The 20,394-nt window shown below is 70.7% G+C and carries 22 protein-coding genes; 11 read left to right on the plus strand and 11 right to left on the minus strand.

Annotation, left to right across the window (positions count from 1 at the left end; translation table 11 throughout):
* Nucleotides 1-182: hypothetical protein (locus A6A25_RS44550; protein ID WP_198932554.1), on the minus strand; the 182-nt coding region annotated here is incomplete at its 3' end.
* Between the two features lie 165 nt (nt 183-347).
* On the opposite strand from A6A25_RS44550, the gene dusB reads away from it, so the two are divergent.
* The 5 genes from dusB (at nt 348) to phoU (ending at nt 7,328) form a co-directional block, all read left to right on the plus strand.
* Nucleotides 348-1,496, plus strand: coding sequence for a tRNA dihydrouridine synthase DusB (dusB, locus tag A6A25_RS02910; protein ID WP_073886096.1), 1,149 nt, complete (start codon nt 348-350; stop codon nt 1,494-1,496).
* Nucleotides 1,489-1,953 carry a hypothetical protein gene (locus A6A25_RS02915; protein ID WP_073886097.1) on the plus strand — a complete coding sequence of 155 codons (465 nt, stop codon included), beginning with the start codon at nt 1,489-1,491 and terminating at the stop codon, nt 1,951-1,953. The genes dusB and A6A25_RS02915 overlap by 8 nt, the downstream gene beginning before the upstream one ends.
* A gap of 180 nt (nt 1,954-2,133) precedes the next feature.
* Entirely contained in the window at nt 2,134-2,997 is an 864-nt protein-coding gene (locus tag A6A25_RS02920) for a GGDEF domain-containing protein (RefSeq protein WP_073886098.1), read from the plus strand.
* A 210-nt stretch (nt 2,998-3,207) separates the two neighbouring features.
* On the plus strand, nt 3,208-6,582 hold the full coding sequence (locus A6A25_RS42745) for an LCP family protein (protein ID WP_143192924.1): 3,375 nt from the start codon (nt 3,208-3,210) through the stop codon (nt 6,580-6,582).
* An 80-nt stretch (nt 6,583-6,662) separates the two neighbouring features.
* On the plus strand, nt 6,663-7,328 hold the full coding sequence (phoU, locus tag A6A25_RS02930; protein ID WP_073886100.1) for a phosphate signaling complex protein PhoU: 666 nt from the start codon (nt 6,663-6,665) through the stop codon (nt 7,326-7,328).
* 3 nt (nt 7,329-7,331) lie between these two features.
* Here phoU and A6A25_RS02935 read toward each other — a convergent pair whose 3' ends face one another.
* The 10 genes from A6A25_RS02935 to A6A25_RS02980 form a co-directional block, all read right to left on the minus strand.
* Entirely contained in the window at nt 7,332-8,129 is a 798-nt protein-coding gene (locus A6A25_RS02935; protein WP_083667839.1) for an ESX secretion-associated protein EspG, read from the minus strand.
* Nucleotides 8,126-9,619, minus strand: coding sequence for a PPE domain-containing protein (locus A6A25_RS02940; protein ID WP_073886101.1), 1,494 nt, complete (start codon nt 9,617-9,619; stop codon nt 8,126-8,128). The genes A6A25_RS02935 and A6A25_RS02940 overlap by 4 nt, the downstream gene beginning before the upstream one ends.
* 18 nt (nt 9,620-9,637) lie before the next feature.
* Complete coding sequence (locus A6A25_RS02945; RefSeq protein WP_073886102.1) at nt 9,638-10,177, minus strand: DUF3558 family protein; 540 nt, start codon at nt 10,175-10,177, stop codon at nt 9,638-9,640.
* A 12-nt stretch (nt 10,178-10,189) separates the two neighbouring features.
* Entirely contained in the window at nt 10,190-10,549 is a 360-nt protein-coding gene (locus A6A25_RS02950; protein ID WP_241828465.1) for a hypothetical protein, read from the minus strand.
* A 205-nt stretch (nt 10,550-10,754) separates the two neighbouring features.
* On the minus strand, nt 10,755-11,531 hold the full coding sequence (gene pstB / locus A6A25_RS02955; protein WP_073886104.1) for a phosphate ABC transporter ATP-binding protein PstB: 777 nt from the start codon (nt 11,529-11,531) through the stop codon (nt 10,755-10,757).
* A gap of 10 nt (nt 11,532-11,541) precedes the next feature.
* Nucleotides 11,542-12,456 (minus strand): phosphate ABC transporter permease PstA, encoded by a 915-nt coding sequence (pstA, locus tag A6A25_RS02960; RefSeq protein ID WP_073886105.1) that lies wholly within the window; start codon nt 12,454-12,456, stop codon nt 11,542-11,544.
* Nucleotides 12,453-13,508, minus strand: a complete 1,056-nt coding sequence (gene pstC / locus A6A25_RS02965; protein ID WP_073886106.1) for a phosphate ABC transporter permease subunit PstC — start codon at nt 13,506-13,508, stop codon at nt 12,453-12,455. The genes pstA and pstC overlap by 4 nt, the downstream gene beginning before the upstream one ends.
* Nucleotides 13,509-13,542: 34 nt before the next feature.
* On the minus strand, nt 13,543-14,667 hold the full coding sequence (gene pstS / locus A6A25_RS02970; RefSeq protein ID WP_073886107.1) for a phosphate ABC transporter substrate-binding protein PstS: 1,125 nt from the start codon (nt 14,665-14,667) through the stop codon (nt 13,543-13,545).
* A 195-nt stretch (nt 14,668-14,862) separates the two neighbouring features.
* Nucleotides 14,863-15,741 (minus strand): mycothiol synthase, encoded by an 879-nt coding sequence (gene mshD, locus A6A25_RS02975; protein WP_073886108.1) that lies wholly within the window; start codon nt 15,739-15,741, stop codon nt 14,863-14,865.
* A gap of 141 nt (nt 15,742-15,882) precedes the next feature.
* A complete protein-coding gene (locus A6A25_RS02980) occupies nt 15,883-16,638 on the minus strand; it encodes a response regulator transcription factor (RefSeq protein ID WP_073886394.1) in 756 nt (251 codons plus the stop codon).
* Between the two features lie 174 nt (nt 16,639-16,812).
* Between A6A25_RS02980 and A6A25_RS02985 the strand changes: the two genes are divergently transcribed.
* The 6 genes from A6A25_RS02985 to A6A25_RS03005 all read left to right on the plus strand — a co-directional run bounded on the left by A6A25_RS02985 (nt 16,813) and on the right by A6A25_RS03005 (nt 20,392).
* Entirely contained in the window at nt 16,813-17,568 is a 756-nt protein-coding gene (locus A6A25_RS02985) for an alpha/beta hydrolase family protein (RefSeq protein WP_380736074.1), read from the plus strand.
* The gene (locus A6A25_RS02990; protein ID WP_073886110.1) at nt 17,565-18,371 is read left to right on the plus strand and encodes an LmeA family phospholipid-binding protein; all 807 of its coding nucleotides are present in this window, start codon (nt 17,565-17,567) and stop codon (nt 18,369-18,371) included. The genes A6A25_RS02985 and A6A25_RS02990 overlap by 4 nt, the downstream gene beginning before the upstream one ends.
* Nucleotides 18,372-18,806, plus strand: a complete 435-nt coding sequence (locus A6A25_RS02995) for a thioredoxin family protein (RefSeq protein ID WP_073886111.1) — start codon at nt 18,372-18,374, stop codon at nt 18,804-18,806.
* 66 nt (nt 18,807-18,872) lie between these two features.
* Nucleotides 18,873-18,950, plus strand: a complete 78-nt coding sequence (locus tag A6A25_RS46755) for a putative leader peptide (protein WP_360462167.1) — start codon at nt 18,873-18,875, stop codon at nt 18,948-18,950.
* A 103-nt stretch (nt 18,951-19,053) separates the two neighbouring features.
* A complete protein-coding gene (locus tag A6A25_RS03000; RefSeq protein ID WP_073886112.1) occupies nt 19,054-19,509 on the plus strand; it encodes a DUF4395 domain-containing protein in 456 nt (151 codons plus the stop codon).
* Between the two features lie 37 nt (nt 19,510-19,546).
* The gene (locus A6A25_RS03005; protein WP_073886113.1) at nt 19,547-20,392 is read left to right on the plus strand and encodes a sulfurtransferase; all 846 of its coding nucleotides are present in this window, start codon (nt 19,547-19,549) and stop codon (nt 20,390-20,392) included.
* Nucleotides 20,393-20,394: the final 2 nt, after the last annotated feature.

A 20,394-nucleotide genomic window follows, 5' to 3' on the forward strand; every position in this document is an offset into this window, starting at 1 on the left:
TCCGGCTCGCCGAACCTCGCCGCGTACTCCTGAGCGGCGGCGCGGGCGTCGTCGAGATCCGCGGCGGCCTCCGCGGCGTCCGCCAGCCACGCGGACAAGGGGACCCCTGCTCGCTCGGCGGCCCGACGGGCTCGCGCGGCGACGGTGCCCGGCAAGGACACGCTCAACTTCTCGACCGCCATGGATCCAGGGTAAACTTTCGAGTGCTACCACGGTAGTACCGCTGTGCTCGCCATCACCGGCACCCTGAGGTCGGCCTGCCGACCCCCGGACGTGACCGGGTCGACGTGCGGGGATTCGACGGTATGACGGCGGCCACTACCAGCGCTGGGTGACAATGGACGGCGATGTCCACTGCCTTGCACGCCACCAAGCCCCTGAAGATCGGCCGGTACCTGGTCGATCCCGCCGTCGTGCTCGCGCCCATGGCGGGCATCACGAACGTGGCCTTCCGGCAGCTCTGCCGCGAGTTCGGCAGCCCCACGTCGCTCTACGTCTGCGAGATGATCACCGCCCGGGCGATCGTCGAACGCGACGCCAAGACGATGCAGATGATCACCTTCGGCGAGGACGAGAGCCCGCGCTCGATGCAGCTCTACGGCGTCGACCCGAAGTCGATGTCCGAAGCCACGAAGATCATCGTCGGCGAGGACCGGGCCGATCACATCGACATGAACTTCGGCTGCCCGGTGCCCAAGGTGACGCGCAAGGGCGGCGGCGCGGCGCTGCCGTACAAGCGGCAGCTGTTCCGGCAGATCGTGCGGGCCGCGGTGCGTGCCGCGGAACCCGCCGGGGTGCCGGTGACGGTCAAGTTCCGCATCGGCATCGACGACGACCACCTCACCTACCTCGACGCGGGCCGCATCGCCGAGGACGAGGGCGCGCAGGCGGTCGCCCTGCACGCGCGCACCGCGGCCCAGCGCTACTCCGGCCGGGCCGACTGGTCCGCCATCGCCCGGCTGAAGGAGGCCGTCACCGGCATCCCCGTGCTCGGCAACGGCGACATCTTCAGCGCCCGCGACGCGCTCGACATGGTCGCCCGGACCGGCTGCGACGGCGTGGTCGTCGGGCGCGGCTGCCTCGGCAGGCCGTGGCTGTTCGGCGAGCTCCAGGCGGCGTTCCGGGGCGAGCCGATCCCGCCGGGCCCCCGGCTGGGCGAGGTCGCGGACATCCTGCGCCGCCACGGCGCGCTGCTCGCGGACTTCCTGGGCGAGGACAAGGGCCTGCGCGACCTGCGCAAGCACATGGCCTGGTACCTGAAGGGCTTCCCGGTCGGCGCCGAGCTGCGGCGCGCCCTGGCCATGGTCTCCACCCTCGCCGAGCTGGACGACCTGGTCGGCAGGCTCGACCCCGCGCTGGAGTTCCCGGACAACGCCGACGAGCCGCGCGGCAGGCAGGGCTCGCCCGGCAAGGTCGTGCTGCCCGAGGGCTGGCTGGACGACCCGGAGGACGCCACCGTGCCCGAGGGCGCCGACGAGCTGCACTCGGGTGGCTGACGTGGCGCGCGCCGTGACGGCGCTGGCGTGCGCCCTCGGTGCGCTGCTGCTGGCCGGCTGCGGCCCGGTGACCACCGGGACCGCCCGTCCCCTCCAGGTCACCGACGTGGAGCGGGAACTGGTGTCGGGCTACTTCGCCGACCTCAACGAGGCGGGCGGGCAGGGCACGGCCGAGCAGCGCGACCTGCTCAAGGACACCCAGCACCCGGATTTCCGCGACGAGGACTGCGAGCTGCCCTCGGGCACGATCAAGGTCCAGCCGACGATGTCGACGCTGCGCCTGGACCCGGCGTGGACGCCGCCCGGCGCGGACGAGCACCCGCGCGGCGTGGTGCTGGTCGTCGCGGTCACGCTGACCGTCGTGCAGGAGGGCGCCGAGATCGGCAGCCAGATCGGCTCGCAGCACGTCGTGCTGCTCAACGGCAAGGCCTACGGCTTCGCCCCGTGCGTCAATTGAGGTGACGCCGAGCCGGTTGAACACGCTCGGCGAACTTCCGGGCAATCCGATCACCGATTGTCACCAGTTCGGAGCAGTGCAGGGTCAACCAGTCGAGGGAAATCCCTCTGTGACGCGTCCTGCCGGCTCAAGCGTCGCCTCGTATCAGACGACACCTTGGCAAGTAGGGAGGTGAGCGCGATGACCGCACTGCGGCCCGAAGTCGCCGAGTCCGACACCGACGGCCAGCCCGGAACAGGCCTGCCCGCGGCCGACAGCGAGGGCACCGGCCTGGTGCAGCTGCACGAGTCGATCGCCGCGCTGCTCGCCTCGCGTGGCCAGTGGCGGCAGGCCTACCAACACCTGCGGTCCGCGTTCGACCTGGTCTACGCCGATCAGGACGACCCGCCGCGGGTGCCCGAGCAGCTGCGCCGGGAAGTCGACCGGCTGCGCCGTGAGCACGCCGAGGCACGTGAGCAGAGCCTGCGCGACAGCCTCACCGACAGCTACAACCGCCGGTACCTGGACGAGCGACTGCTCGACATGGTCGCCGAGCGCGGTTCGACGGCGGCGGGCCTCGCCATCGCGTTGATCGACCTGGACTGGTTCAAGCAGGTGAATGACACGTTCGGGCACCTGTTGGGCGACCGGGTGTTGCAGCGCGTGGTCGAGCTGTTGCAGGAGGAGCTGCCGGAGGGCGGTTTCTGCGCCCGTTACGGCGGCGAGGAGTTCGTGCTCGTGCTGCCCGGCGTGGAACCCGCGCCGGCGGTGGAGATCGCCGAGTCGGCCCGACTGCGTGTCGAGCGTCACGCCTGGGCTTCCCTCGCGCCCGGATTGCGAGTGACCGTCAGCATCGGGTTGGCCTATGAGCCGCCCGCCGCGGGGTCGTCGACACGTCCAGCGGTCGCGCCGGAGCAACAGCTGTTGCGCGCGGACAGCCTGCTCTACACCGCCAAGCAGTCAGGACGGAACGCCGTCGCGTACCGCGAGAACGGCCGGGTGCTCCTCGCGGGTGCCGCTTCCGGGCGACGCGGTATAGCCGAATCGAGGGTCGTCGGTTACTGACACCGAACGGCAACTCACCCTTTCGGACGTAGTCTGCTGCGCGCAACCGAGTACTGCCGACCCCTGTATCACCGGGAGTGGTCGTCAGGACTGGCGGTCATCCGTAGTATCGCCAAGGCAAGTGACACGCCGTTGGTGCAACCAATGTGTCCTTGCCGTCGTCAACTCGTGATGACGAGCGACTAATGACCGAAGCTGAAGGGAGACCGGGTGCCCGACGAGCCCCGCCGTGGCGGCCCCGGACCCGGAGGTGACCAGGCCCCGCAGGACGACCAGCCGACCGGTCGTCGACGCAGGTCGCTGGACGGTGGCGGGCTGAGCGTGTCCGACCTGCTGGAGCAGCACAGCCGCACGAACATCCCACGCCCGGTCCCACCCGGTCCGTCGGACACCGGCAGGCGCGCCGCGCCCGAGCCAGAGCCGCCACGCAGACCCACGCCGCCCCAGAACGGCAGGCACGCCCCCGAGGGCACCGGTCGCCGTGCCGCGCCGGAACCGCCGCGCAGGCAGGCACCACCGGCGCCGGAGGACACCGGCACCCGCCCGAGGCCGCCCGCGAACGGCGCACCGCCCACCGCGGGCCGACGGTCCGCCGCACCCCCGGCACCGCCCGCCAACGACTTCTTCGCCGCCACGGGCGAGGGCACCGGAACCCGGACGCCGCGCCCCGTGCCGGAGGACACCGGCACCCGCCGCCGCCCCGAGGAGCCGCCGGCACGTCCCAGCCGGCCCACGCCCCCGCCGCCGAACGGCCCCGCGAACGGTTACGCGGGCCGACCGGACGACCTCGACCCGAGGCGTCCCGCACCACCGCGCCCCGCGGCTCCCGGCGAGGTACCCGGAGAGCCGAGCAGGCGCTTCCCCGCCAACGGCAGGCCCCGTCCCGAGGACGGCCCGCGCGTCCCCTCGGACCCGGCCGCGGCGCGACGGCACCCCGAAGGCACCGGCCAGCGCCCGCGCCCGGACCTCCCCGGCACGCCGCCGGGTCGACGGCTCCCAGACGGCAGCGGACCACGCCGGCGGCCGGAGGGCCTGACCCCGGACACGCCTCGCCGGTCGGCCGAAGGCAGCGGACCTCGTCCGCGCCCCGAAGACCTGGCTCCCGACGCACCGCGCCGCCTCGCCGACGGCAGTGGGCCACGCCCACGCCCCGAGGACGCACCCCGGCGCCTGCCGGACGGCAGCGGACCACGTCCGCGCCCGGAAGACCCGGCCGACGGCCACCGCCGGAGGCCGGACGAGGTCGGACCGCCCGGACGACGCGCCGCCGCCGAGGGAGCGGCGGCGGAGGGCATCGGCAGGCGGCTCGCGGACGGGCCCCGTCCCGGCGAGCACACCGGCCAGCGCCCCCACCCCGGCGTCCCGGCCGACGGCCCTCGCCGCCTGCCTGACGGCAGCGGACCGCGCCCGCGGCCGGACGCACCGGTCGGTGACGCGCCTCGCCGCCTCGCGGACGGCAGCGGCCCGCACGACGTGACCGGCGCGCCCCGGCCCGGCCAGCGCCCGCGTCCCGCCGCCGCCCCCGCTCCCGACGAACTCGCCGTCGACCCCCGCCGCCCGGCGGACGGCCCCCGCCGCCTCGCCGACGGCCCGCCCGTCCCACCGGTCGACGGCCCACGCCGCCTGGCCGACGGCCCACCACCCGTGCCCGTCGACGGTCCAGGCCCCCGTCGTCTCGCGGACGGTCCCGTGGACGGCCCGCGGCCCGGTGACGCGCCCGGCCGCCGGTTCGCCGACGACGGCGCGATCGACCCGGCGCCACCCGTCATCGCCGACCGCCTCAACGGTGGCCTCAACGGCAGCGGCCCGGAGCCGCGCGAGGCCATCGACCCGGCCAGCCTCACCACGGAGATGGAGGCCATCAGCGACGACGTCAAGAAACGTCGCGAGGTCGACCACACCCTGGCCCGCTTCTCCGCCGTCCACGACGAGCTGGCCGAGCAGGAACGCCTGCGCAAGGAACGCCGCCAGAAGCTCATGCCGTGGAAGGCCGACCACGACGAGGACGCCACCGAGTACGCCTCGCCGGTCGAGGGTCCCGACGACGCAGACCCCCGGCGCCGCGGCCGCACGGCCAAGCACAGCAAGATCGTGCGCACGATCAAGGTCATCGCGCTGGCCGCCGCCGTGCTGGTGTTCGTGTCCACCGGTCTCGGTTGGGCCGCGATGTTCTACATCGACAGCAAGATCCCCGAGATCGACGCGCTGAACCAGAACTCCGCCGCGGTGCACGAGGCGGAGAAGCAGCTCGGCGACGAGAACTTCCTCATCGTCGGCTCGGACACCCGGGCGGGCGCCAAGCCGGAGGACGGCGTCGGCGACCCGAACACCGAGAACACCCGCGGCGCGCGCTCGGACGTGCTGATGCTCGCGCACATCCCGGCCGACCGTAAGCGCATGGTCGTCGTCTCCGTGCCGCGCGACCTGCTGATCAAGCGGCCCCAGTGCGAGAAGTGGGACCCGAACACCGGCGAGTACACCGGCGAGCAGCTGGACGCCGAGGAGGACGTGAAGGCCAACGAGCCGTACGCGGTCGGCGGGCCGAAGTGCGTCAGCAAGTTCATGACCGAGCTGACCGGGTTGGAGATCAATCACTTCATCAGCGTCGACTTCAACGGCTTCAAGGGCATGGTCGACGCCATCGGCACCGTCCCGGTGTGCGTGCCGAAGCGGATGGACGACGAAGAGCTCGGCCTGATCTTCGACCAGCCGGGCCGGTTCGAGATCGACGGCACCAAGGCCTTGGACTACGTGCGGGCCCGCAAGGTCGAGGGCGAGACCAAGACGGACTTCGACCGCGTCAAGCGGCAGCAGCAGTTCCTGTCGTCGTTGCTGCGCAAGGCGTTGTCGTCGGAGATCCTGCTGAACCCGGGCAAGCTCAACGCGTTCCTCAACGCGTTCGCCGCGGCCGCCGTCGGCCAGAACATCGGCGTGAACGACATGCTGACGCTGGCGCAGTCGTTGCAGGGCCTGGAAGCGGGCCGGGTCACCTTCGTGACCATCCCGCACGAGACGTCCGAGGGCCCGACGAAGTCCCACGACGACAACCTGGAGCTGTTGAAGGAAGCCGACACCAAGGCGCTGTTCCAGGCGATCATCGACGGCACGCCACTGCCGGAGGAGACCCCGGACAAGGCGCCGGCGGACCAGAACCAGGCCGCCGGCCAGACACAGGCGTCCTCGCCGCCGCCCGGCCCGAAGCCGGGCAAGATCATCGACCACAAGGGGATCAAGGTCCAGGTGCGCAACGGCGACCCGGACAACGCGGGCGCGGCCCGCCGGACCACCGACGCCTTGCGGCAACTCGGCTACGACGTCGTCCTCCCGGGTGACGCTCCGGCCGCCGAGAAGACCGTGATCCTGTACGGCGTCGGCGGGGAGGACGCGGCGGAGACGCTGAGGTCCTCGGTGCCCGGTGCGACCCTGCAGTTCCAGCAGAACATGGGTGGCGCGGTGCAGCTGCTGATCGGGCCCGGCTGGGACGAGGAGGTCCGCGCGCCGCAGGCGCCCGGCACCGACCCGGGCAAGGCGGCCCCGCCGCAGAAGCTGGAAGTGGTCAACGCCGCGAAGGACCCGTGCGCGTGAGTCGACTGGACGTCTTGGGTTCACGCCCGGTTCACCAGGGCGGGTCGCTACCGCGATGACCTCACCGTAGGCTGACGGCCATGCGTGAGGCCTACCACGACCAGCTCGGACAACTCGCCGCCCAGCTCGCCGACATGTGCGGCATGGCCGGTGACGCGATGGAGCGGGCGACCGCTTCCCTGCTCGGGGCGGACCTCGCCCTGGCCGAGCAGGTGATCGGCGACGACACCAAGATCGACGACGTGCGCGCCGACATCGAGGAGCAGGCGTACGCGCTGCTGGCGTTGCAGGCTCCGGTCGCGACCGACCTGCGCATCGTGCTCGCGGTCATCCACGCGGCCGAGAGCGTGGAGCGGATGGGCGACCTGGCGCTGCACGTGGCCAAGGCGGCGCGCCGCAGGCACCCGAACCCGGTGCTGCCGGACACGGTGCGGCCGTACTTCGCCGAGATGGGCCGCATCGCGGTCGAGCTGGCGCGTGAGGCGACCGACATCATCCGCACGCAGGACGTGCAGCGGGCGCGGTCGCTCGAGGACGCCGACGACGCGATGGACGACCTGCACCGGCACCTGTTCACGGTGATCATGGACAAGGACTGGCAGCACGGCGTGCCGTCCGCGGTCGACACCACGCTGCTGGGCCGGTTCTACGAGCGGTTCGCCGACCACGCGGTGTCGGTGGCCAAGCGCACCGTCTTCGTGGTCACCGGCCGGATGCCCGGCTACCACGGCGACGCGGGCGCCTGAGGGTCAGTTGAGCAGGCCGTTCAGCTCCTGCGCGAGCTGGGCGGCGATGCGGGCGTTGTCGGCGGGGGCGTGGGTGAGCCACTTCCGGCCGTCCTGCCCCTCCCGCGTCTGCGACATGTAGCGGCCCTGGTCGTTGTCGAACCACGCGACCTGCGGCGCGCGCTGCTCCCGGCCGTGCCTGCCGCGCACCGTGACGCCGAACTGGCCGGCCCGCAGCCGGGGGCGTTCGAACACCGCTTCCAACGCGCGGACCTGCGTGGTCGCGGACGAGCGCGGCGCCATGGCTTGGGTAAACGTGGCGCTGCCGAAGTCGTCGTCCCGGCGCGGTGGCGGCGGTGGTGCGGACGTCGGCATCGGCACGGTGACCGACTGGCCCGGGCCCGGCCGTGACGGCGGGACGAGGTCCACGATCGTGCGCAGCAACGCGGGCGCCCGCATCAGGTCGATCTTGAGCTGCCGGTCGTCCATCACGGCCAGCGCCGCCGTCTCGCCCGACGCGCCGCCGCGCGCCAGCAGTTGGCGCTCGACGTTGCGCGCGTCGAGCGAGGCGACCGCGTTGAGGCTGTAGTCGAAGCGGACCAGCAGGGTGAGCGCTTCCTCGACCTCGGGCGCGACCCGGCCGCGGTGGGCCAGGCCGCGCGACTCCAGGTCGCGGTACACGGCGTTGCGGATGCCGCGCCGCTCGTCGATCGTCTGCCCGATGTAGGGGAACTCGAACGGGTAGGGGCGGCTGCCGAGCTTCAGGTCCTCCCAGAGCATGTCGGCCGCCGCGAAGGACAGGGCGAACGAGAACACGCTCACCCGCCGATGACCGGGGGAGCGACCATGGTGCCGTCGCCGAACACGTCCTCGGTCTCCACCAGGTAGGACGCGGCCTTGTGCTCCTTGTCCTCGTCACCGCCGCCGCGCGCGCCACCGGCACCCGCGCCCATGCCCGCACCCATGCCGCCGGGACCACCGCGGCCCGCCGCGCCGGCGCCGGCCAGGCCACCGCTGCCGCCGGGGCCGAAGCCGCCGGCACCGGACCGGCCTGCCTCGCCGAGCGCGCCCGACATGCCACCGGGCCCGAAGCCGCCCATGCCACCACGACCGGCCGCCGCCATGCCGCCGGGACCGCCGATGCCGCGGCCACCGCCACCGCCTCCACCGCCGCCGCCTCCGCCGGGGAGGCGACCGGGGCCGTTGGGCGGGCCCGGAGGACGTCCACCGGGCGGCATCGGCGGCCGGTTGGGGCCGGTGCCGGGCGGGAGGTAGCCGGGCGGGTACGGGCCGGGGATGTTGGTGTTCCCGCCACCACCACCGCCGCCACCCCCGCCGCCGGGGAGGGTCGTGGTGCCGCCGCCGGGGAGACCGTTCCAGCCGGACTGGTTGGTGTTGCCGCCGCCGGTGCCACCACCGGGCATGCCGAAGTCACCCATCCCGCTGCCGGTGCCCGTCCCGGTGCCGGTGGGCACGGTCGGCCTGCCGCCGATCTCGCCCGGGCCCGGCTGGCTCGGGTCACCGCTGCCGCCGGTGCCCGCCATGGGCGGCGGAGGGGAGAAGGCGGGCATGGTGGAGCCCGACTCCTGGAAGCTCGTGGACATGGTCGTCATGACCTCGGCCGCACGTTCGTGGGCCTGCTGCTTCTCCTCGAACTTCTGCTCGATCTGGTCGATCGTCTCGGCCCACTTGAACGGGTTGGGCTCGGAGAAGAACATCTTGTAGGCGTCGGCGGTGCTGAACTCGACCGGCTCGGGCATCGCGTTCTTCGCCGTCTCGGCCGCCTGGCTCTGGGCGTACAGCTTGTTGCCGGTGAGCTGCGCGCCCTGAGCCGCGTTGCCGGACCAGGTGGCGACGTTGGTGAAGTACCCCTGCGCCGATTCGGCCGCCGCGCCCTGCCAGGCGCCCTTGCTGGCATTGGTCGCGCTGGTCAGGTTGGTCTGCAGCTCGGCCAGCGTGTTGCCGAGCTTGGTCCAGGCCTCGCCTTGCTCGTTGGCCGTGCTCGGGGACATGTTGGTGGTGACCATGTCCTTGAGGGCCTTGTGGTCGTAGCCCATGTAGTGGGAGCCGGGCGGCGACAGCGGCGGCCGGTAGTTCTCCACCACCTGCTCGAGCTGCTGCTCCTGTTCGGCCTGGTTCTGCGCCGACTGCTGCTTGTAGCGGATGTAGTCGAAGATGTTGTTGAAGAGCCCGGGGTTGGCCTCGCTCGCGCGCTCGTACTCCTCGCGCAGCTCGGCATCGGTCTGCCCGGCATAGGTGACCTGGCTCGCCTGGCTGGTGTCCTGCGGCGGCTGCGAGTTCGGCGGCGTCACGACGTTTCCCCCTCTGGGTTACTTCGGCAGCTTCGGTTCGACGGCTTCGGCAACCGCAGTAGCGGCGGCGCAGGCCTCGTCCAACGAGGCATTCGTGGAAGACGTGACGTCGACCCTGGACGTGGCGGTCACCTCGATGGTGACCATGCAAGAGGACGAAGTCGTCGGTGTCTTGACGAGCTTGGCCTTGTGCGATCCCACCGAGATGTCGGTCATCTCCCCGCCGACAGCGTCGCCGATGGCCAACTCGGGCTGCTTCACCAGTGAGACCGACGCGGTCGTCGAGTACTCGGCCAGGCACTCGCGAGCACCCGACTCCTCGATCTCCGTGAGGTTCAGTTGAGCGGCCACCGAGTTGATGACCTCGCACGGGTCGAAGTCGGCGAGCGCGTCACCGCCATTGGACGGCTTCGTGCTGGTGGTGGCCTCGGAGGTCCGCTCGGTCGTCGTGGCCCCGGTGGGTCCCGGCGTAGCGGTTCCACCGGTCGTGCAGCCAGTGGCGACCACGCCCAACACCGCCAACGACAGAACGACGCGAGCCGACAATCCCTTGATCAACTGTCTCCACCCTCAGTAGCGCTTGTAGGTGCTCGCGTTCGAGCCGTCCACCTCACGGTAGTTCTCGATCGCCTTCTGCAACGCCGCCCGCGCCTCTTCGAGCGCGGACTTCAACTGTTCGACCGCCGGGACGATGCCGGTGGTCCCCGCTCCGCCTTCGACGCTCTCCTGGTTATAGCGCGCCATCGCCACACCGTCAGGACTGCTCCCGAGTTTGGTCTCCTGGCGAAGCTTGTTGATCTGCAGATCCATGCGCCGGAGGTCCTGCTGGGCGTTGTCGATGGCCTTCAGGTACGCCTGGGCGCCGTCCTGGCTGATGGCGAAGGAGCCCGACTCGGCGGCCTGTTTCAAGCCCACCATGCTGGCCGTCATAGCTTGCATGGACTGTGCGCTCCACGCACCTTCCGCCGCCACGGTTACCCCCTGCGAGTCTGCCGATCCCAATCGTCACGGTACCCCCGAAAGGAGGACCATGTCTCGATTTTGACGGTAGGGGCGAGCCCGTGGTTCCGCTGTCACCCGAACGCGCGGAAGCCCTCCCACCGCAGGTGGAAGGGCTTCCGCGACCAGGGCGTGATCAGCCGAAACGGCCGGAGATGTAGTCTTCCGTGGCCTTCTGGCTCGGGTTGGAGAAGATCTTCTCCGTGTCGTCCACCTCGATCAGCCGACCGGGCTGACCGACACCCAGCAGGTTGAAGAACGCGGTCTGGTCGCTGACCCGCGCCGCCTGCTGCATGTTGTGGGTCACGATGACGATCGTGTACTCCTTCTTCAACTCCGTGATCAGGTCCTCGATCGCGAGAGTCGAGATGGGGTCCAGCGCCGAGCACGGCTCGTCCATCAGCAGCACGTCCGGCTGCACGGCGATCGCCCGCGCGATGCACAGCCGCTGCTGCTGACCACCGGACAGGCCACCGCCCGGCCGGTCGAGGCGGTCCTTCACCTCGTTCCACAGGTTCGCGCCGCGCAACGACCGCTCGGCCACCTCGTCGAGCTTCCTCTTGTTCCGCTCACCCGCGAGCTTCAGGCCCGCCACCACGTTGTCCCGGATGGACATCGTCGGGAACGGGTTGGGGCGCTGGAACACCATGCCGATGGTCCGGCGCACCTGCACCGGGTCGACGGAGGACGCGTAGATGTCCTCGCCGTCCAGCAGCACGGTGCCCTCCACCCGGGCACCGGGCGCCACCTCGTGCATGCGGTTCAACGACCGCAGCACGGTGGACTTCCCGCAACCGGACGGGCCGATGAACGCCGTCACGTTCTTCGGCGGCACGGCGAGCGAAACCTGCTGCACGGCGTGGAACTTGCCGTAGTAGAGGTTCAGGTCTTTCACGTCGATGCGCTTGGCCATGACCGCCCGCTCACTTCGTCTTCGGAGCCAGCCACCGCGAGATCACGGTAGCCAGCAGGTTGAACAGCGTGATGATGATGACCAGGGTGATCGCCGCACCCCAGATCCGCTCGAAACCGGCCTGCGTCGGGTTGTTCCGCTCCGACGTCATCAGCAGCGGCAGCGACGCCATCGGCCCGTCGAACAGGTTGTAGTTGATGTACGGCGCGTACGCGGCCAGCACGAGCACCGGCGCGGTCTCGCCCATGACGCGGGCCAGGGCCAGCATGATGCCGGTGATGATGCCGGACAGCGCCGTCGGGATGACGACCTTGACGATCGTCTTCCACTTGGGGATGCCGAGCGCGTAGGACGCCTCGCGCAGCTCGTCCGGCACGATCTTGAGCATCTCCTCGGTGGTCCGCACGATCACCGGCACCATGAGCAGCACCAGCGCCAGCGACACCGCGAAACCGCTGCGGCCGAAGCCGAAGTAGGTGATCCACAGCGTGTAGATGAACAGCGCGGCCACGATGGACGGCACACCGGTCAGGATGTCGACCATGAACGTGGTGGCGCGCGACAGCTTGGACCGGCCGCCGTACTCCACCAGGTAGATGCCGACGAACAGGCCGATCGGAACGGACAGCAGCCCGCACACCAGGCCTTGCACCAACGTGCCGTAGATCGCGTGGTAAACGCCGCCGCCCTGCTGGCGCGACAGCAGACCGGACAGCGACTTCTGCCACCAGTCGGGGTCGAGCACCACCGGGAACCCGCGTTCGATCACCACGAACAGCACCCAGATCAGCGGCACGATCGCGACGAAGAACGCCCCGTACACCAGCGCGGTGGCGATGCCGTTCTTGAGCTTGCGCGCCCCGCTGACGCTCTGGAACGTCGGCGGTGTCGCGAGGCGGTTCAGGTCCGCCGTGTCGGTCGTCATTCGTACTCCTTGTGACCGGCGACGATGGACCGGGCGATGGCGTTGACGCCGAACGTGAGGACGAACAGCACCAAGCCCGCGGCGATGTAGGCGCCCGCCGTGCGCGGGTCGTTGAACTCGGGCGCGGCCAGCGCGATCTTGGACGCGAACGTCGCGCCGCCGTCGAACAGGCTCCACGCGAACGCGGCGCCGGTGCCGCTCAGGATGATCGTCAACGCGATCGTCTCACCGAGGGCGCGGCCGAGGCCGAGCATGGAGGCGCTGACGTAGCCCGCCTTGCCGAACGGCAGCACGGTGGTGCGCACGACCTCCCACTTGGTGGCGCCGAGCGCGATGGCACCCTCGATGTGGGTGACGGGCGTGCGGTCGAACACCTCGCGGCTGACGGCGGTGATGATCGGCAGGATCATCACCGCCAGCACGATGCCGGCGGTGAAGATGGTGCCGCCCAGCTCGATGCTGACGTTGCCCTCGGCGAACAGCGGGATGAAGCCGAGGTTCGAGGTGAGCCACTGGCCGATCGGGGTGAGCACCGGCCCGAGCACGAGCAGGCCCCACAAGCCGAAGATGATCGACGGCACGGCGGCCAGCAGGTCGATGACGTAGGCGAACGGCCGGGCGAGCCGGCGCGGCGCGTACTGGGTGAGGAACAGGGCGATGCCGAGGGCGATCGGCATCGCGATGATCAACGCGAACGCGGACGACACGATGGTCACCAGGAGCAGATCCAGGATGCCGTACCGCATGTTGTCGACATCGCTGGTCGACCACTCGCGGCTGGTCAGGAAGTTGACCTTGTCCAGCGCGAGCGAGGGGACGGCCTGGAGCAGCAGGAAGATGCCGATCGCCGCGATCAGGACCACGATGAAGATGCCCGAGCCGGTGGCCAGGCCAGCGAAGATCCGGTCACCCGGTCGGACGACAGTCTTCCGATCGGCTTCCGTAGTCGGGGGAATCGGAGCCTCCGAGGCGGGTCGGGCAGCCGGAACGCCCGCGCGGGCACCGGTCGAACCGGTGCCCGCGGGGCGTGGGGCCACTGTGCGGTCGTTCATCGCAATGGCGTTCCCGGGAAGTGTGCCGGCCTGGTCAGGCGATGGCCTTGATGGCGGTCAGCAGCTTCTCCTGGAAGGCCTTGGGCACGGGAGCGTAACCCGCCTCGGAGAGACCGGCCTGCCCGTCGGTCGCCGCGACCGTGAGGAACGCCTTGACGGCCTTCGCGGTGTCGGCGTCGTAACCCTTGGAGCAGACGATCTCGTAGGTGGCCAGCAGCAGCGGGTAGGTGCCCGCCTCGGTGGAGGCGTAGATCGAGTCGAGGTCGAGGACCATGTCGTTGCCCGTGCCCTTGAGCTTGGCACCGTCGATGGCCTTGCCGACCGACTCCTCGTTCAGCTCGACCGCGCCGGAGCCGTTGTCGATCTTGGCGAGGGACAGCTTGTTGTCCTGGGCGAAGGACAGCTCGACGTAGGTGATGGCACCGTCGATCGAGCCGACGGCCTGCGCGACACCCGCGGACTTCTCCTTGGCCTCACCGACACCGCCGTTGAACTGCTTGCCGGCGCCCTGGGTCCACGCGCCCTTCGAGGCGGCCTTCAGGTAGAGCTGGAAGTTGTCCGTGGTGCCGGACTCGTCCGAGCGGTAGACGACCTTGATGTCCTTGTCCGGCAGGGACGCGCCGCTGTTGAGGGCCGCGATCGCCGGGTCGTTCCACTTCTTGACGCCGCCGTTGAAGATCTTGGCGATGACCTCGCCGGACAGCGTGAGGTCGGTGACGCCCGACAGCTTGTAGCCGACCGCGACCGGCCCGAAGACCAGCGGCAGGTTCCACGCCGGGTTGCCCTGGCAGCGCTCGGCCGCCTTGGCGACCTCGCCCTTGCTCTCCGACAGCGGCGAGTCGGAGCCGCCGAAGTCGACCTGGGCCGCGATGAACTGCTTGACGCCCGCACCCGAGCCGGAGGCGTTGTACGCGAGGTCCGCGCCCTGGCACTTCTGCTGGTACGCCTGGACGAACGTGTCCATGGCGTTCTTCTGGGCCGAGGAGCCCTCTGCGCTGAGCTTCGACTTGCCACCGCACTCGACGGGGGTCGACGAGCCCTGGCCGGCCGCCGACGTGCCACCAGTGGAAGGGGCGTTGTTGTCGCTGCCACACGCGGTGAGCAGAAGCGCACCGGCCGCGATCAGGCCGAGTACGGCGCCGTGTCGCTTGGTCTTCACCTGGGAGTCCTCCAGCTACGGAAGCGGATTTCGCGGCGAAGGCCCCGCCGCTCGACACGGACGGTAGGTAGCGAGGGTGGACAGGCGCCCAGGAGAAAGTGAACGACGGGTGAACACCCAACGGGAAGTGACCGAGTACACCGCCTTTTGGGTGTCCCGTGACCTGCACGTTTGCATGGCGTGATGGGTTTGTCACTACCGGGCGTATTGGACGTCCGAATCCCAGCGGGTGAATCCCAACCGGTCGTACACGGCCAACGCCGCAGCGTTGTCGGACTCGACGTACAGCATCACCTGCCGCAGTCCCGCGTCACGGAGGTGAGCGAGCCCCGCGAGGGTGATGGCCTTGCCGAGGCCGCCACCCTGCGCGTCCGGGTCGACGCCCACCACGTACACCTCGCCGAGGTCAGCGGTGTGCGCCTTGGTCCAGTGGAAGCCGAGCAGCCGCCCGTCGGCGTCGACCGCGAGGAGGAACCCGGCCGGGTCGAACCAGGGCTGCTCCTCCTTCTGCCGCACGTCCTCGATGCTCATCGCGCTCTGCTCGGGGTGCCACGAGAACGCCCGGTGGTTGACGTAGACGACGGCGGCCTCGTCCCGGCCGGGCACGAACCGGCGCAGCGTGACGCCGGCGGGCAGCACGGGTTCGGGCAGGTCGGCGTCGAGCGGGCGGCGCAGGCGCAGCAGCTCGCGGACCTTGCGGTAGCCGAGCTCGGCGGCCAGCGCACCGGCACCCGGGTGACCGCCGTGCGACCAGATCCGCAGGGGCTTGGCGCGGTCGGCCACGGCTTCGACCAGCGCGGTGCCGTGGCCGCGGCGGCGGTGGTCGGGGTGGACGGCCAGCTCGGCGACCTCGTTGCCGTCGGAGTCGCCGAAGACGTCCAGGTGCAGGTAGCCGACCAGGGTCCCGCCATCGCGGGCGAGCAGGTGACGGCTGCCGTGCGCGTCCGGGCGCAGGCGCAGGATCACGGCCTCGCCGACCGGCGCGACACCGTCGACAGCTTCGGCAGCCCCGAGCAGACCGGTGACCTCGTCGGCCTGCTCGGGGGACAGCCTCTCGAACCAGCTCAATTCCACACGGACGAACCTAGTGGAACTCCCCGCGAGGTCGCGTCGGTAGGTCGAGACTCATTTCGCGACGATCACGCTTTTCGATCGTCGCGAAATCAGGCTCGACCTACCGACGCGACCTCGCCGCCGTCTGCGGAGCAGCGGCGATCAAGCACGGTAGATCAGCTCGGCGTCGTCGATCTGCGTCTCCGGTGCCTCGATCGCGTGGTCCACGCGGCGGGTGCTGCCCGGGCGCGGGGGGCGGACGAACTTGTAGCCCACGTTGCGCACGGTTCCGATGAGCGACTCGTGCTCGGGGCCCAGCTTGGCGCGCAGGCGCCGGACGTGCACGTCCACCGTCCGCGTGCCGCCGAAGAAGTCGTAGCCCCAGACCTCCTGCAGCAGCTGCGCGCGGGTGAACACGCGGCCCGCGTGCTGCGCCAGGTACTTGAGGAGCTCGAACTCCTTGTAGGTCAGGTCGAGGGGGCGGCCGCGCAGGCGGGCGGTGTAGGTGGCCTCGTCGATGACCAGCTCACCGAGCTGCAGCGAGCCGTCGCCGCCGGGCTGCGTGGTGCCGCGCCGGGAGCGCACCAGGCGCAGCCGGGCGTCCACCTCGGCCGGACCGGAGGTGGGGAGCAGGATCTCGTCCACGCTCCAGTCGGAGTTGACCGCGACCAGGCCGCCCTCGGTGACAACGGCCACCACGGGCACGTCCACCCCGCTGGAGTCCAGCAGCCGGCACAGGCTGCGCGCGCCGACCAGGTCGGTCCGCGCGTCGACCAGGACGATGTCGTGCGGACCCGCCTCCAGCAGCGCCGAGACCTCCGGGCGCAGCGGACGCACCTCGTGCGGGAGGAGCGACAGCGCGGGGAGAACCGCCTCGGGGTCGGAGTCGGTGGTCAACAGCAGCACGTCGATACTCATCGCGGCGCCCTCTCGTTCGGCCGGTGCTTGGTCACCGACCAGCACAGGCGAAGTACGGTGACCGGGCCCCGTTGCCTGCGGATGACGGAGACAATACCGGTGCACACCACGAAAGACCCAGGTCAGCAGGTCAGAGTCACAGTTGTTTCCACAAGCGTCACGCCTGTTACATCCATGTCACATGACGCTGTCCGCCTGCACGGTGTGCACGTGAGATCAACACCGTCCGTGACGGATCTCGCATTCGTGGTGGGTCACGGCTTCACGAATCACGTTCGCAAACCGTTCGTGTCACGCGTGTTGCACCGGTTCGCGAGGCACGGCGGCGTCGTCGCGCTGGACTTCCGGGGCCACGGCCGCTCGGGCGGGCGGTCCACCGTCGGCGATGACGAGATCCACGACCTCGCGGCCGGTGTTTCGCTCGCCCGCGATCTCGGGTACCGGCGGGTGGTGACCGTCGGCTTCTCCATGGGTGCGTCCGTCGCCCTGCGCCACGCGGGCCTGCACCACGACAAGCCGGACGCGGTGGCGGCGGTCAGCGCGCCGTCGCGCTGGTGGGTGCGCGACACGGTGGCCATGCGCCGGGTGCACTGGCTGCTCGAACAGCCGCACGGCAGGCTCGCCGCCCGCGCGCTCGGCGTCCGCCTCGGTCCGCCGTGGCGGAGCACGCCGGAGAGCCCGCTGGAGGTCGTGCACCGGATCACCCCGACCCCACTGCTGATCGTGCACGGTGAGCAGGACCACTACTTCGACCCGGCCCACGCCGTCGCGCTGCACCGAGCGGCGGGCGGCGGCGCCGAGCTGTGGCTCGAACCCGGCGTGCGGCACGCCGAGTCGTCGATGACGCCCGCCCTGGTGGACCGGATCGCGACCTGGCTGGACGACCGCACCGCGCCCCACCACACGGATCCGACAGAGGACAGGCGATGACCGCGACGACCAAGACCGAGCGCCGCCGTCCCGCGCGCGGGCGCAAGCTGATCATCTCCGCGCTGGTGGTCGGCGGGCTGCTGGTGGCGGCCGACTTCGGGCTGGCCGCGGTCGGCGAGTACCAGGTCGCGCAGAAGATGCGGGAGAAGTTCGGGCTCAGCGAGGACCCGTCGGTCCGGATCAACGGCTTCCCGTTCATCACCCAGGCGATCGGCGGCGACTACCGGGACATCGAGATCAGCGCCACCGGCGTGCCCGTGCGCGACCAGCTGCGCGACCTGGAGATCCGGGCGAACCTCAAGCACACCCGCATCGGCCTGTCGGACCTGCTGGCGGGCGACACCCGCGACGCGCGGATCGACCAGGTCAGGGGCAGCGTCAAGATCAAGGCCAACGACCTGAGCCGGCTGGTCAACCAGATCACGCCGTTCACCGACCTGGCGATCGACCCGGACAAGCGCACCAAGGTGACCGACGGGCAGGCGGCGGACCCGACGATCGCGGCGGTGAAGCTGTCGGGCAAGACCAAGGTCGCCGGCCGCGACCTGCGCATCACCGCGTACGGGACGGTTTCGCTGGTCAACGGCCAGGTGGTGATCGGGGTGAACGACGTCGAGCTGGACGACATGGCCCTGGACGGGCTGGAGGCGGTGCTCGGTGTGGTGCGCGAGGCGTTGAGCGTGACCATCGACCCGGGCGCGCTGCCCTTCACGGTGACGCCGACCGCTGTCAAGGTGGAGACCGGCGCGTTCACCGTGGAAGGCGCGATCAACGACATCATGCTGGACGGAGGCGGCAACTAGGTGACCGGTGCGTGGGCACTGCTGGGTGCGGTGGCGGTCGTGGCCGTCATCGCGGTGGTGCTGCGTGCGCGTGACGGGCGCGTCCGCGTGGCCGAGCAGGCCACGGCAGAGGTGAGCCTGCCCGGTCCCGTGCGCGACCTGCTCGACGCCGACACGCCGGTGACGCTGGTACAGCTGTCCACGGCGTTCTGCGCGAACTGCCGGCAGACCCGGGCGGTGCTCGAAGACCTCGCCCGCCGCGTCGAGGGACTGCGGCACGTCGAACTGGACGTGACCGACCTGCCGGAGGTCGCGGCGGACCTCGGGGTGCTGCGGGCGCCGACCACGTTGGCGCTGGCCCCGTCCGGCGCGGAACTCGCGCGGGTCGGCGGGGTCCCGAAGCCCGACACGCTCATCGCGGCGTTGCGCCCACACCTGCCTGGACCGATCGGGTGAACCTGGGCATTCCCACGCCTTGGACGCCACTCCCGACAGCAGGGACGAGCGGCTAGGCTCGAACCCGTGACCACGCTGCTGACCAAGCGACTCGCGGTGGACCTGTGCCGCGTGCGCAGCAGCCTGTGTCGCGCGGCGCGCTGACCGGGCGGTCCCGGCGGCACGGCACACCCTTGACGGGCGTGTGCGCCTGCCCTAACACCGCCTGAGACGGACTACCAGTCTTGTCCACCGTCAGGAGGTCGCCGTGCCGAACGAAGCCACCGCCACCAGGGACGCGCCGGTCGATCCGCGTGGCCCGCGGTTCAGCGCCTGGATCACCACCGCCATCCTGGCGGTCGTGCTGCTGACCGGCTCGTGGCGGCTGCTCGCCGCGCAGACCCTGCTGTTCGCGATGTGCGCGTTCATCTCGCTCAAGCTCAACCCGTGGGGCCACGTCTACCGGTTCGCCGTGCAGCCGAGGCTCAAGCCGACGACCGAGCGCGAGGAAGCCGCCCCGCTGCGGTTCGCGCAGGGCGTCGGGTTCGTCTTCGCGCTCACCGGCACGATCGGCTACGCCACCGGCGTCACCGCGCTCGGCGTCGTCGCCACGTCCGCCGCGCTGGTCGCCGCGCTGCTCAACGCCGCGGTCGGCCTGTGCCTGGGCTGCGAGATGTTCCTGCTCCTGCGCCGCTACGCACCCGCCCTCGCCCGACCCCAGTGACTCAGTCGCAACAGAACGAAGAAATTGGAGCAGCTCGATGAGCCGTGAAGACGTCCTGGTCTCGGCCGCTTGGTCCGAGGAGAACCTCAACACGCCCGGCGTGGTGTTCGTGGAGGTGGACGAGGACACCACCGCCTACGACGGCGGCCACATCCCGGGCGCGGTGAAGATCGACTGGAAGAACGAGCTGCAGGACCCGGTGCGGCGCGACTTCGTCGACCGCGAGGGCTTCGAGAAGCTGCTGTCCGCCAAGGGCATCGCCAACGACGACACGGTCATCCTCTACGGCGGCAACAACAACTGGTTCGCCGCCTACGCGTACTGGTACTTCAAGCTGTACGGCCACGACACCGTGAAGCTGCTCGACGGCGGCCGCAAGAAGTGGGAGCTCGACGGCCGCCCGCTGGACAAGGAGCAGGTCGAGCGCCCGGCGACCGAGTTCAAGGCCCAGGAGCAGAACCTGGCGATCCGCGCGTTCCGCGACGAGGTCGTCGACGCGATCGGCAACAAGAACCTGGTCGACGTGCGCTCGCCCGACGAGTTCTCCGGCAAGCTGCTCGCGCCCGCGCACCTGCCGCAGGAGCAGGCGCAGCGCGCCGGCCACATCCCGAGCGCGATCAACGTGCCGTGGAGCAAGGCGGCCAACGAGGACGGCACGTTCAAGTCGAACGAGGAGCTGGCCGAGATCTACGGCGAGGCCGGTTTCGACGGTTCCCGCAAGACGATCGCCTACTGCCGCATCGGCGAGCGCTCGTCGCACACCTGGTTCGCGCTGCACGAGCTGCTCGGCCACGAGGACGTGAAGAACTACGACGGTTCCTGGACCGAGTACGGCTCGCTGGTCGGCGTGCCCGTCGAACTCGGCAGCGGCAAGGAAGGCTGATC

This window comes from Saccharothrix sp. CB00851, assembly GCF_001905065.1.
GTDB lineage: Bacteria > Actinomycetota > Actinomycetes > Mycobacteriales > Pseudonocardiaceae > Actinosynnema.